The sequence below is a fragment of the Leifsonia sp. RAF41 genome (genome assembly GCF_052114085.1).
Classification (GTDB): domain Bacteria; phylum Actinomycetota; class Actinomycetes; order Actinomycetales; family Microbacteriaceae; genus Leifsonia.
In genome coordinates, this window is the sequence record NZ_JBFREB010000001.1 from 1239486 (window position 1) to 1251285 (window position 11800).

Annotated in this window: 13 protein-coding genes; 6 read left to right on the plus strand and 7 right to left on the minus strand. The window is 68.4% G+C overall.

Going from position 1 to position 11800, the window contains the following annotated elements:
* Nucleotides 1–73 precede the first annotated feature (73 nt).
* Genes AB4Y74_RS05900 through AB4Y74_RS05910 form a run of 3 tightly spaced genes read left to right on the plus strand, consistent with a single transcriptional unit; the run spans nucleotide 74 to nucleotide 2815 of the window.
* Complete coding sequence (locus AB4Y74_RS05900; RefSeq protein WP_441798185.1) at nucleotides 74–1117, plus strand: glycosyltransferase family 2 protein; 1044 nt, start codon at nucleotides 74–76, stop codon at nucleotides 1115–1117.
* Nucleotides 1118–1119: 2 nt separating this feature from the next.
* Complete coding sequence (locus tag AB4Y74_RS05905) at nucleotides 1120–1938, plus strand: CDP-alcohol phosphatidyltransferase family protein (protein WP_441798186.1); 819 nt, start codon at nucleotides 1120–1122, stop codon at nucleotides 1936–1938.
* Complete coding sequence (locus tag AB4Y74_RS05910) at nucleotides 1931–2815, plus strand: glycosyltransferase family 2 protein (RefSeq protein WP_441798187.1); 885 nt, start codon at nucleotides 1931–1933, stop codon at nucleotides 2813–2815. The genes AB4Y74_RS05905 and AB4Y74_RS05910 overlap by 8 nt, the downstream gene beginning before the upstream one ends.
* A 9-nt stretch (nucleotides 2816–2824) precedes the next feature.
* On the opposite strand, the gene AB4Y74_RS05915 is transcribed toward AB4Y74_RS05910, so the two are convergent.
* The 6 genes from AB4Y74_RS05915 to AB4Y74_RS05940 form a co-directional block, all read right to left on the minus strand.
* Complete coding sequence (locus AB4Y74_RS05915; RefSeq protein WP_441798188.1) at nucleotides 2825–3898, minus strand: hypothetical protein; 1074 nt, start codon at nucleotides 3896–3898, stop codon at nucleotides 2825–2827.
* A gap of 53 nt (nucleotides 3899–3951) precedes the next feature.
* Nucleotides 3952–4263, minus strand: a complete 312-nt coding sequence (locus AB4Y74_RS05920; protein WP_441798189.1) for a helix-turn-helix domain-containing protein — start codon at nucleotides 4261–4263, stop codon at nucleotides 3952–3954.
* Nucleotides 4264–4444: 181 nt separating this feature from the next.
* Nucleotides 4445–4762, minus strand: a complete 318-nt coding sequence (locus tag AB4Y74_RS05925) for a hypothetical protein (protein WP_441798190.1) — start codon at nucleotides 4760–4762, stop codon at nucleotides 4445–4447.
* A gap of 138 nt (nucleotides 4763–4900) precedes the next feature.
* Complete coding sequence (locus tag AB4Y74_RS05930) at nucleotides 4901–5635, minus strand: ABC transporter ATP-binding protein (protein ID WP_441798191.1); 735 nt, start codon at nucleotides 5633–5635, stop codon at nucleotides 4901–4903.
* The gene (locus AB4Y74_RS05935) at nucleotides 5636–6499 is read right to left on the minus strand and encodes an ABC transporter permease (RefSeq protein ID WP_441800400.1); all 864 of its coding nucleotides are present in this window, start codon (nucleotides 6497–6499) and stop codon (nucleotides 5636–5638) included. It lies immediately after the preceding gene.
* 71 nt (nucleotides 6500–6570) lie between these two features.
* A complete protein-coding gene (locus AB4Y74_RS05940; RefSeq protein ID WP_441798192.1) occupies nucleotides 6571–7263 on the minus strand; it encodes an NTP transferase domain-containing protein in 693 nt (230 codons plus the stop codon).
* 341 nt (nucleotides 7264–7604) lie between these two features.
* On the opposite strand from AB4Y74_RS05940, the gene AB4Y74_RS05945 reads away from it, so the two are divergent.
* The 3 genes from AB4Y74_RS05945 to AB4Y74_RS05955 are packed head-to-tail and all read left to right on the plus strand — an operon-like array spanning nucleotide 7605 to nucleotide 10456.
* On the plus strand, nucleotides 7605–8585 hold the full coding sequence (locus tag AB4Y74_RS05945) for an ABC transporter ATP-binding protein (RefSeq protein ID WP_441800401.1): 981 nt from the start codon (nucleotides 7605–7607) through the stop codon (nucleotides 8583–8585).
* Nucleotides 8582–10138, plus strand: coding sequence for a hypothetical protein (locus tag AB4Y74_RS05950; protein WP_441798193.1), 1557 nt, complete (start codon nucleotides 8582–8584; stop codon nucleotides 10136–10138). The genes AB4Y74_RS05945 and AB4Y74_RS05950 overlap by 4 nt, the downstream gene beginning before the upstream one ends.
* Before the next feature lie 39 nt (nucleotides 10139–10177).
* Nucleotides 10178–10456 (plus strand): DUF3039 domain-containing protein, encoded by a 279-nt coding sequence (locus tag AB4Y74_RS05955; RefSeq protein ID WP_441798194.1) that lies wholly within the window; start codon nucleotides 10178–10180, stop codon nucleotides 10454–10456.
* Nucleotides 10457–10477: 21 nt separating this feature from the next.
* On the opposite strand, the gene AB4Y74_RS05960 is transcribed toward AB4Y74_RS05955, so the two are convergent.
* Nucleotides 10478–11797: a nicotinate phosphoribosyltransferase gene (locus AB4Y74_RS05960; protein WP_441798195.1), complete on the minus strand. Its 1320-nt coding sequence runs from the start codon at nucleotides 11795–11797 to the stop codon at nucleotides 10478–10480.
* Nucleotides 11798–11800 lie beyond the last annotated feature (3 nt).

Genomic DNA, 11800 nt, shown 5'->3' on the forward strand with positions numbered 1-11800 from the left:
CAGGGCGGCTCCCGGGATCGTCGCAGGGGCCGGCTGATAGGCTCGTCGCCGACCCGCTACACCGAAGGATCAGATGCCGGACGACACCGTGAACACCCTGCCGGGTGTCTCGTACGTGATGCCCGTCCTCAACGAGGTCACCCACGTCCGGGCCGCTGTCGACAGTCTTCTCGGCCAGGACTACGCCGGGCCGTTCGAGGTCACGATCGCCCTCGGGCCGAGCATGGACGGCACGACCGAGCTGGTGGAAGAGCTGGCCTCGGTCGACGACCGCATCCGTGTCGTCGACAACGTGGTCGGCTCCACCCCGGCCGGGCTCAACCTGGCGATCCGCGAGTCGCGGTACCCCGTGGTGATCCGGGTGGACGCGCACAGCGTCCTGCCGCCCGACTACGCGCGCATCGCGGTCGAGACGATCGTCGAGACCGGCGCCGACAACGTCGGCGGCCTGATGGATGCGCAGGGCACCACCGATTTCGAGCGCGCGGTCGCGCGCGCATACGGCAGCCGCGTGGGCCTCGGCGGCACCAAACTCCACGTCGGCGGCGAGGCCGGAGCGGCCGAGACGGTCTACCTCGGCGTCTTCCGCCGCGACCGCCTGATCGAGGTCGGCCTCTTCGACGAAGAGATCAAGCGCGGCCAGGACTGGGAGCTCAACAGGCGCCTCCGGACCACCGGCGGCACGGTCTGGTTCACGCCCCGGCTGAAGGTCACCTACCGGCCGCGCCCCAACCTGTACCGGCTCGCTCGCCAGTTCTTCTCGACCGGCATCTGGCGCGGCGAGCTCGCCCGGCGCTTCCCCGCCTCCAACGGGCTCCGCTACTTCGCGCCTCCCGTGATGGTGATCGGCGTCGCCGTCGGCACACTGCTCGGCCTGGGCGGGATCGTGCAGGCGATCCTCGGCGCGGCACCGTGGCTGCTCTGGGGCTTCGCCATCCTGGCGCTGTACATCGTCATCGTGGTCGTGTCCGCACTGCTCTGGGGCCGCCGCGACGGTTTTCGCCCGTTCCTGTGGTTTCTCGTAGTCTTGCCGTGCATCCACTTCAGCTGGGGGGTCGGTTTCGTGCTCGGATACCTGTCGCTCACCCGCAACATCACCGCCCACACGGGAAGGTAGGCATGACCGCACCGGGACCCGCGGCGCACGGCGCCCGTCCGACGTCGATCGCCGAACTCAGGGCGGTTGCGCAACCCCCCGAGGTGCGCGGACGCCGCAACGCCGAACACTGGACGGCCTCGCTGTATCTGCGGAACCTGTCACCGTACCTGACGTGGATCCTGCTGAAGACCTCGATCTCGGCCAACGGTGTGACCGGGCTGATGATTCTGACCGGATGGGCCACCGCCGCCTCCCTGCTGATCCCCGGAATCGGGGGTGCGGCCTTTGCGCTCGTCCTCGGACAACTGCAGATGCTGGTGGACTGCTGCGACGGGGAGGTTGCGCGCTGGCGCGGGACGTCGTCGCCTGCGGGCATCTTCCTGGACAACGTCGGTCACTACTCGACGGAGACCCTCATCGCGATCGCGCTCGGCATCCGCGCGGCGGGCTACCCGTTCGAGGCGCCGCAGGACTACCTGTGGACAAACCTCGGCACCCTGCTCGCTCTGGTGATCGTGCTCAACAAGGCACTCAACGACATGGTGCGCGTCGCTCGCGCGAACGCCGGGCTGCCCAAGCTCGCCGACACGCAGTCCGAGTACGCACCCACCCACGGTGTCGTGGCGACGCTGCGCCGCGCGGCCCGCTTCCTGCCATTCCACCGGCTCTATCACTCGGTCGAGCTGACCATCCTCATCTTCATCTTCGCCATCGTCGGTCTTTTCATCGGCGCGACGCTGGCCGACCGCATCCTGCTCGTCGCGCTCGTTCCGCTGTCGCTCCTGGCGCTCGTCGGGCATTTCGTGACGATCATGGCGTCGCGGCGGGTCCGTGGCTGAGCAGCCCGCGGTCGCGGTCGTCGTGCTCACGCAGGGCACGCGACCCGTCGAACTGCGGCGGGGGCTGGAGTCGGTGCTCGCGCAACAGGGCGTCGTCACCGACGTCGTCGTCGTCGGCAACGGCTGGGACCCGGCCACCGCCGACCCGGCACTGCCCGCGGGTGTTCGCGCCCTCGCGCTGCCCGAGAACGTCGGCATTCCGGCCGGCCGTAACGCCGGCGTCCCGCTGGTGTCGGGGGAGTGGCTCTTCTTCCTCGACGACGACGCGGACATCCCCTCCGCCACGTTCCTCGCCGACGCGGTTGCGAAGCTGCGCGCAGACCCCAGCATCGGCATGCTGCAGCCGCGGCTGCGCGTCCCCGACGGCGCGCCTGCTCCGCGCCGCTGGATACCGCGCATCCGAAAAGGGGACCCGGAGCGCTCGAGCAACGTGTTCGCCGTACTCGAGGCGGTGATCGTGCTGCCGCGCGATGTCTTCGAGCGCGCGGGAGGCTGGGCGGCGCCGTTCTTCTACGCGCACGAGGGCATCGACCTGGCCTGGAAGGTGTGGGACCAGGGGAAGCGCGTCTGGTACGCGGGCGACCTCGTGGCGGAGCATCCGTCGGTCTCGCCGACCCGTCACTCGTACTACTACCGCCTCAACGCGCGTAACCGCGTGTGGCTGGCCCGGCGCAACCTGCCGGTCGTGCTGATCCCGCTGTACGTCGGCTCGTGGACGGGGATCCAGCTGCTGCGCTGGTTCCGGAAGCCCGCCGTCCTGCGCGCCTGGTTCGGCGGCTGGGCCGAAGGCTGGCGTGCCGACCCGGGGGAGCGTCGACCGTTACGCTGGCGCACGGTGGCGCGCATGACTGCCGCCGGACGTCCGCCGATCGTCTGAGCCGGTCGCTCAGCCCGCGGCTCGCGCCCGATCGGGCGACGCGCCATCGGTGCCGGGCGACGTGCGCGTCTCTGCCGATGGAGCCGGGAGGCTCTCGAGGGAGAGCATCTCCTGCGATGGGGTGATCGCGTCGCCGCCCTTCGCGGCCTTCCTGCGCCTCGGCATCGCTCCGCCCAGCACTTTGCCGACACGGGCAGCGCGCTCGCCGGTCGCGCGCCCGACGCGCATCGCGGTCTCGCTCGTCGCCTTGCCGACACGAACGGCGCTGCCACTGGTCGCCTTGCCGACGCGGGCCGCCTGCTCGCCTGTCGCCGAGCCCAGCCGTCGCACCGTCCCGGGACCCTCGATCGGCGTCAGGGCCTGCGGGATGACCAACGGAGTGGGCCCGAAGGCCAGACGAGCGTTCTGTACGACCCGGCGGCCGAGGATGTTGTTCCCGGCGCCACCGATCACCGCACCCACGCCGAACGGGATGGCCCGGGCGAGGATGCTCGCACCCCCGCGCACGGCGAACTGGCGGATGAACGCGCTCTTCAGGCGATCGACCAACGGACCGACGACCATGGCAGGCAGGCTGGAGGTGATCAGCTCGCCCCAGTACGCGTTGCGGCTGGCGCCGCCCCCGGCGAACTGCCCGGCCAGCTGACGGACGAGATCGGAGCCCTCCCGTCCCAGCATCATGGTCAGCACGAGGGCGCGTGCGCGGTCGGGATCGTCCACGGCGATGCCGTGCAACTCGCTCATCGACTGGGCGTAGAGCGCCGTCGCCTCCAGGAAGCCGGCCGTCTCCAATCCCGACAGCGCCAGCGTGACGCCGGTGCCGATCGCGGGGATCACAGCGGTGGCGCCGACCGCCGCTCCGCCGCTGGTCACGGCGGCGAGATAGCGGCGCTCGAGGATGCGTGCGAGCTCTTGCGCGGTCGCGTCGGGGTGACGCCGTCGGAGGCTGCGCAGGTGCGCGAGAACGGCTGGGCGTTGGATGCTGAGGAAACGGTCCAGCGTCGTGTTCAGCGCGCGCGGGGTGTCCCCGCCCTGCTGCGGGCCCCCGGTGACGGAGATGATCGGTTGCTGCTTCTTGGCCATCTCCAGAAAGTGTAGGCCGCTTATCCGTGAGCGCCATCGGTGACGGACATCTCTCAGCGAGGCCGACGGGAACGTCGGTCGCGCTCGTTCAGGTAGTCGTGCGCAGAGAGCACACGCACTCCGCTGGGCAGATGTTCCCGTGTGATGTCTTGCGCGAGCGTTGCGACATCGGTGCCCAGCGCGGCAGCGATCCGCACGATCGTGAGCAGGCTCGGATTGGCATGACCGCGTTCGATCTTGCCGAAATTGGTGACGTGCATGGACGCGAGCCCCGCGATCGCTTCTTGGCTGAGCCCGAGTGCGAGACGGGCCCTGCGGATGCGATCGCCGAGCAGTTTCGCGGCTGGATCGGCGGAGTTCTTCATAATGTTTCCAGTACAGGACCATCGGCTTCGCGACTCCAGAGCGCGTGCACCCCGTTCGCCGGACCTCACGCGTATTGCCTCTGAAATGCCTTCGACACATGCATTTTGTGAGCTTCGCGGGGTGGTCGAGTGCTGCGTCGCTTGCGCGTTCTCGGGCCGCGCGCGGCGGCCCGAGAAGCGGTCAGAGGCTGATCTGCCAGAGATACTCGCGCCCGTCCGGCGGAAACCAGCGGACAACGAGGACGGTGTCGCGCGCGGGATCCGGTCCGGTCACGCTGGCGCGAATCGCTTCGCCGGGCTGCACAGAGCTCGGTGCGCTGACGCGAAGTCGGGAACCCCCTGCGATGCTCACCGTCACGCCGCTCAGGGTCTGACGGCCGGTGTTCACCAGCCGGAGGTGCGGCGAGGTCGAGCGGTCGACGCGCCACGGCACGGCGTAGGCGAAGCGCAGGGGACGAGGGGCTGGAGAGGGGCTGCGAAGAAACCGGAGACGATTCATGCGTCGAACCTAACGAGCCCCTCCGACGCTCGAGGGCCCGGAATCGGGCACGAACACCACTTCCGGGGACAACTCGCCGAATTGTTTTCTGGGGACGATTTCAGCGGGCCCGGAAAAGCCCCTGACCTGCGTTTCCGCTCAGCTGCCGTAGTCGGCGTTGTAAAGCTTGAGCACGTCGTCGATCGGACCATCGAGCACCAGAACGCCCTTGTCCAGATACAGCCCGCGTTCGCAGAACCGGCGCAGATCTTTCTCGTTGTGAGAGACGAAGAACAGGGTCCTTCCGCCGGCCAGAAGCTCTTCGATGCGCCGGTAGCACTTCTCCCGGAAGCCCCGGTCACCGACCGCGAGCACTTCGTCCACCAACAGCACCGGCTCCTCCAGCTGCGAGATGACCGAGAAGGCGATGCGCACCTTCATGCCGCTGGAGAGATGCTTGTAGGGGGTGTCGACGAAGTCACCGATCTCGGCGAAATCGATGATCCCGTCGAACCGCTCGTCGATCTGCGCTCGCGACATCCCGTGCAGGCCTGCCGTCAAGTAGACGTTGTCACGCACGGTCAGATCGTCCACGAAACCACCCGTGATCTCGATCAAGGGAGCGACACCGTCCGTCACCTTCACGGAGCCCTCATCCGGGAGCAGAACGCCGGCGACGAGCTTCAGCAGGGTCGACTTGCCCTGGCCGTTGCGACCGACCACACCGATCGCCTCACCCGGCTGAACATGGAACGAGACGTTCCGCAGCGGCCAGAAGTCGTCGGGGCGGCTGCGCCGCTCGCGGGACGACAGGAGGTCCTTGAACGAGCGTCGCGCTCCCCGGTTGCGGCGGAAGCGCACGCCGAGACCGTCGACGGCGATGACGGGGCCCACTCAGATCTCCTTCAGGATGTCGCGCTCGAAGCGCTTGAACACGGCCCAGCCGATGGCCAGCAGCACGAGCGACATCGCCGCGCTGACTCCCACCAGGAACCAGTCGAGTTCTTCGGCGAAGAACGCGGACCGATAGAGGCTGAAGATTCCCGTCAGCGGGTTGAAGGCGGACCAGAAGTGCAGCGAGAACAGCACGTCGGTCTGGGCTCCCGGATGCGTCGCGACGTAGGCTGCGCAGTCCCGGGCCGGGATGCCGCCACCGCATCCACCGGGCAGGTCGCGCGCGCTGTAGATGATGGGCGACGCATAGAAGAGGAACCGGAGAGCCAGCTTCGTGGCTCGCTCCAAATCACGGAAGAAGACGACGAGGGGCGCCACGATGAGCCCGACACCGATCGTCAGCACGGTCTGGATGAGGATGGCCAGCGGGAACAGCAGCACGTCCACATTGAGCTTGGCGCCGGCGATGATGGCGAAGAACGCCAGCACGGGCAGCGACAGTAAGAACTCGATCCCCTTGGACGCGACGATCCGGTTGACCCAGATGGTCCGCGGAATCATCGTCGAGCGGATCAGCTTTGCTTCACGGATGTACGCCCGCGTGCTGTCCGAGACCGCGCCGTTGAACCACATCCATGGGAGCAGGGCCGTCAGGAGGAAGACGATGTACGGGTTCTCGCCGACATCGCGCTTGAAGATGACCGTGAAGACGAACCAGTAGATGCCGCTCATCACCAGCGGGTCGAGAATCGACCACACATAGCCGAGAACGCTCGTCGAGTAGCGGACGCGCAGATCGCGCCTGGTCAGCAGCCAGAGGGATTGCCGGTAGCGCGCGAACCGCGATCGCTGCGCAGGGCGCACCTCAGTCGGGATACTGGTCACGAGAACCCATCGTATTGATCGAAGCTGCGTGAGGGCTCACGCGGCTTCGACTATACGAAAAGATTCGCGCGCTCGAGGTCTTCCTGGAAATCGACCTCGACCGCGTAGAGGTCGGAGATGTCGACAGGCTCGGCCAGCAGGCGGTCCTGCTCGATCGCGAGCTCGATGCCGCGCTCGAAGTAGTCCTGATCGCCGACGCGCTGCAGCTGACGCAGCAGGGTCGCCTTGTCGGCCGAGGAGATGTAGTTGATGCCGACGGCCTCGCCGAGACCGTTCTTGACAGTCTTGGACAGCTCCTGGATGAAGCCCTCGCGACCGGTCGTGTACTTGACCTCTTCGTCGGCGACGGACGAGGTGTTCACGGTCACGAACGTCTGGTCGCGGGCGACCATGGCGGCTCCGCGGACCAGCACGGCCGGGTCGAAGACGACGTCGCCGTTCATCCACAGCACTCCGCCGGGGCCCGAGGCTTGCAGGGCGCGCATGAGGCTCTTCGAGGTGTTCGTCTGGTCGTACTGCTCGTTGTAGACGAACTGGGCGTCCGGGAACGCCTCGATGATGTGCTCCAGCTTGTAGCCGACCACGATCGTCACCTGGGCGTCTTTGCCGAAGGCCGCGTGGACGTTGTCGAACTGCTGCTGCATGATCGTGCGACCGTCGCTGAGCTCGGTCAACGGCTTGGGGAGGCTCCGTCCGAGCCGGCTCCCCATGCCGGCCGCAAGAATCACTACCTGAGTCGTCACAATCATCTCCTTGGTCTGCGCGGTCCTGTGGTTCACCCAGGATTCATCCGCTGGTGAGGTCGTCGACACGGCGTGTACCGACGTCCCCCGCATGCCCGACCTAGAATACCGGGGGCCCCTCTCGGGGGGCAGGGGTTGACTGATCTCGTTGCTGGGTCGTTATGTTCCTCACAGGACTTTCGGAGGCACCGAGAACCGTAGCAATTCGCCCGGGGGGTACGCGCGAATGCATGTATTGGTACGTTAGCGGAGTGAGTTCCGAGCACGCCCGTCCCCCGATCACCGAGTCCGCCGAGGACCAGGAGCAGGGGCCGCGGCCGGACTCACAGAGGGGGGAGACCATGGCGGAGGCTGCCGAGCCGACGGCTGCGCAGACGGAGGCCGAAAGGGCCGCTGCGCCGCGAACCGCGCCCAAGCGGGCACCGGCTACGACGGCGGCGGCTGCCGCGGGAACGAGCACGCGAGCGCCGCGCAAGCGCGCGACCCCGGCGAAGCCCCGACAGACTCCCCGGACCACCGCGCCGATCCCTCCTGCGGAGGCGCCGAAGCCGGTCGACATCCGGCCCACCGTGCTGTCCATCACCGGCCTCAACAAGCGCTACGGCGACACGGTGGCCGTCGACGGCGTGACCCTAGACATCGCAGAGGGCTCGTTCTACGGGATCGTCGGACCGAACGGCGCGGGCAAGACGACGACTCTCTCGATCGTCACCGGCCTGCTGCGGCCCGATGCCGGCCGCGTGGTCGTGCACGGGGTGGATGTCTGGGCCGAGCCGGTCCGCGCCAAGCACATCGTCGGGGTCCTCCCTGACAAGCTGCGCCTCTTCGACCGCCTCACCGGCGCCCAATTCCTGCGCTACGCCGGAACGCTCCGCGGGTTGAGCGCCAAGACCGTCCGCGCTCGTACCACCGACCTAGCGGTCGCCTTCGGCATCGAGGACGCCCTCGATCGTCTGGTCGCCGACTACTCCGCCGGCATGACCAAGAAGATCGCGCTGGCCGCCGCCATGATCCACTCGCCCCGGCTCCTCGTGCTCGACGAGCCGTTCGAGTCGGTCGACCCCGTTTCGGCCGCGAACATCATCGAAATCCTTCAGCGGTATACCGCCGCGGGCGGTACGGTCGTCGTCTCGAGCCACGGGATGGACATGATCCAGCGCGTGTGCGACAGCGTCGCGATCATCGTGCGCGGGCAGGTCCTCGCGGCAGGCACGATCGACGAGGTCCGCGGTGAGCAGACGCTGGAGGAGCGCTTCGTCGACCTCGCGGGCGGTCGCAAGGCAGCGGAAGGCATGGAGTGGTTGCACAGTTTCTCGGAGTGAAGCTCCGGATCATGGGCAACGCCTTCCGGCGGACCCCGTGGCAGATCTTCGGCCTGGTGATCGGCCTGCTCTACGGAGGCTTCATCACCGTGGTCGTCGTCGGTTCGCTGGTCGCCGCACGAGTCGTCGACGACGTCGCGGCGACCCACACCGTGGTCGTCGTGATCGGGTCGGTGGTCGTTGCCGGATTCGCCCTGCTGCCGCTGCTGTTCGGCGTGGACGACACGCTCGACCCACGGGAGTTCTCCCTGTTCGGCATCCCGAACCGCACGCTCGCGATCGGCCTGCTGCTGGCCGGTCTCATCGGCGTGCCCTCGCTCGTGCTCGTCGTCTGCACCGCGGCGACCGTGATCACCTGGTCGCAGAATCCCGGGACGGTGCTGGTGGCGCTGATCTCGGGGGCGGTCGTCGTGCTCACCTGCGTCCTCGCCTCCCGGGTCACCACCGCGATCGCGCACGCCGCGCTCTCGACGCGGCGCTCCCGCGAAGCCGGCGGCGTGATCGGGATCCTGTTGCTGGTGCTGATCGCGCCGGTGCTGCTGCTCCTCGCAACGGTCGACTGGAACCGCGACGGCCTGGGGACGCTCAGCGGATTCGCCGGTTGGCTCGCCTGGACGCCGCTCGGGGCCGCCTGGTCCGCCCCCGGAGCCGCGGCGCAGGGGGAGTGGGGCTCGGCGGTCGTGCAGCTGCTCATCGCTCTCGCGACGCTCGCCCTGCTCTGGCTGGCCTGGACCGCACTGATCGCCCGCATGGTGGCGTCGCCCGAGCGCGAAGCCCGCTCCAAGGCGTACCACGGGCTCGGCTGGTTCGACCGGCTTCCCGGCGGCCCGACGGCCGCCATCGCGGCGCGGTCGATGACGTACTGGGGGCGGGATGCGCGCTACTGGGTGTCGATCGTCCTCATCCCCGTCATCCCCATCTTCGTGATCGTTGCGCTGGCCCTGGCGGGGCTGCCGTCGCACTTCATCGCCCTCGTTCCGCTGCCGTTGGTGTGCCTGTTCCTGGGCTGGAGCATCCACAATGACCTGGCCTACGACAGCACCGCGATCTGGCTGCACCTGGTGTCCGGGACGCGGGGGATCGCGGACCGCGTCGGCCGTATGTTCCCGGCGATCGTCGTGGGGATCCCCGTCCTCGTCGTCGGCTCCATCGCGACGACGATCGTCTTCGGCGACTGGGCGGTTCTGCCGTCGGTCGCCGCGCTGAGCGGTGCGGTCCTCGTGATCGGGCTGGGCCTGTCGAGCATCTCGTCTGTGCTGTTCCCGTACCCCGCGACGAAGCCGGGAGACAGCGCCTTCACACAGCCGCAGACGTCCGGTGCGTCGGCCGCGGTCGTGCAGTCGCTGAGCTTCTTCGCCATTCTGATCCTCGCCTCGCCGGTGCTCGTGTTCCTGGTGCTCGGCCTGACGGTCAACTCGTTCTGGCTGGGCATCGCACCGGTCGTCGCGGTGCTGATCGGTTTCGCCACCCTGTTCTTCGGGTTGTGGCTCGGGGGCAGGCTCTTCGACCGTCGCGGCCCGGAGCTGATGGCGTTCGCCAACCGCAACGACTGACCCCGAAGCGTTGCGGCTCCAGGCGACTAAACTGGAACCATGAACGACGCGAGCATCTCCGAGCCCGGCGGCGCACCCAGCGGCGGCGGAGCGACCACGCTCGACCGCGAGCTCGAGGAGCTTCTGCAGAATCAGGAGCCCGGCGATCACGAGCGCTTCTCGCACTACGTGAAGAAGGAGCAGATCCTCGAGTCGGCGATGACCGGCAAACCGGTCAAGGCGCTCTGCGGGAAGATGTGGACGCCGAACCGCGACCCCGAGAAGTTCCCGGTCTGCCCGACCTGCCGCGAGATCTACGAAGGCCTGAACGGCGAGTAGTCCCCGTCGCCTCGGCTGCGATCACTCGAAGATCGTCGGCAGCACCGGGTCGCCGCGCCCCAACCGGAACGCCTCGTCCGGCAGTTCGCTCATCGCGAGCTCGCGATGCTCGCGCGCCCGTCGCGTCCCCTCGATCCCCAGGTGCTCGCGATGCACCTCGCCGTCGGTGATGAGCGGCGTCAGCAGGTCGCGCCCGGTGTCGTCCGGGACGTCGCCCATCTCGACGATGTGCACCACCTCGGCGATCGCTGTCCCCGCGGCGTCGTGACGCCGCACCGGGTGCTTGCGCCCGGGGACGCTGGCCTTGTTCTCGGACTTCTTCGCGACCGGGATCCACTCGCCCTCGCCACCCCGGCTGCGGTGAGCGACGAGTTTGTACACCATTCCGGACGCAGGATTGCCGGAGCCGGTCACGACGGAGGTGCCCACTCCGTACGAGTCGACCGGTGAGGCGGCCAGCGCCGCGATGGTGAACTCGTCGAGGTCGTTCGTCACGGTGATGCGCGTCTTCGTGGCACCGAGCGAATCGAGCTGCTCCCGGACCTGCTTGACCAGTTTGGGGAGGTCGCCCGAGTCGAGGCGCACGGCGCCCAGTTCCGGACCGGCCACGCGCACGGCGGTCTCGATCGCCTTCTGCACGTCGAAGGTGTCGACGAGCAAGGTCGTCCCCGGGCCCAGCGCATCCACCTGAGCCCGGAACGCCGCCTCCTCGCTGTCGTGCAGAAGGGTGAACGCGTGAGCCGCCGTCCCCATCGTCGGGACACCCCAGGTGCGGCCGGCTTCGAGGTTGGAGGTGGCCGAGAATCCGGCGATGAAAGCAGCGCGCGCGGCCGCGACGGCCGAGCGCTCGTTGGCCCGTCGGGATCCCATCTCCGCGAGCGGGCGACCGCCCGCGGCGGCGACCATGCGGGCCGCGGCGGAGGCGACGGCGGAGTCGTAGTTGAAGACGCTGAGCAACAGCGTCTCCAGGATAACGCCCTCGGCGAAGGGCGCATCCACGATGAAGAAGGGTGAGCCCGGGAAGAACAGCTCGCCCTCCCGGTAGCCGCGGATGGTGCCCGAGAAGCGGTAGTCCGCGAGCCAGTCGATCGTCTCGTCGCGCACCACGTGGTTGTCGCGCAGGAACTGCAGCTCGGTGTCACCGAAGCGGAACTCCTCGATCAGTTCGAGCAGCCGGCCCGTCCCGGCGAGCACGCCGTAGCGGCGCCCGGCGGGCAGGCGCCGGGTGAACGCCTCGAAGACGCATTCGCGGTCGTGCGTGCCCGCCAGCAGTGCGGCGTCGAGCATCGTCAGCTCGTAGCGGTCGGTCAGGAACGCGGTGGACGCTGATCTCTCAGTCACGCG

What these genes read in the sequence shown, in the direction of transcription:
- AB4Y74_RS05900 (WP_441798185.1), top strand. Translation starts at nt 74, where the DNA reads ATGCCGGACGACACCGTGAACACCCTGCCGGGTGTCTCGTACGTGATG.
- AB4Y74_RS05905 (WP_441798186.1), top strand. Translation starts at nt 1,120, where the DNA reads ATGACCGCACCGGGACCCGCGGCGCACGGCGCCCGTCCGACGTCGATC.
- AB4Y74_RS05915 (WP_441798188.1), bottom strand. Translation starts at nt 3,898, where the DNA reads ATGGCCAAGAAGCAGCAACCGATCATCTCCGTCACCGGGGGCCCGCAG.
- AB4Y74_RS05920 (WP_441798189.1), bottom strand. Translation starts at nt 4,263, where the DNA reads ATGAAGAACTCCGCCGATCCAGCCGCGAAACTGCTCGGCGATCGCATC.
- AB4Y74_RS05925 (WP_441798190.1), bottom strand. Translation starts at nt 4,762, where the DNA reads ATGAATCGTCTCCGGTTTCTTCGCAGCCCCTCTCCAGCCCCTCGTCCC.
- AB4Y74_RS05945 (WP_441800401.1), top strand. Translation starts at nt 7,605, where the DNA reads ATGGCGGAGGCTGCCGAGCCGACGGCTGCGCAGACGGAGGCCGAAAGG.
- AB4Y74_RS05955 (WP_441798194.1), top strand. Translation starts at nt 10,178, where the DNA reads ATGAACGACGCGAGCATCTCCGAGCCCGGCGGCGCACCCAGCGGCGGC.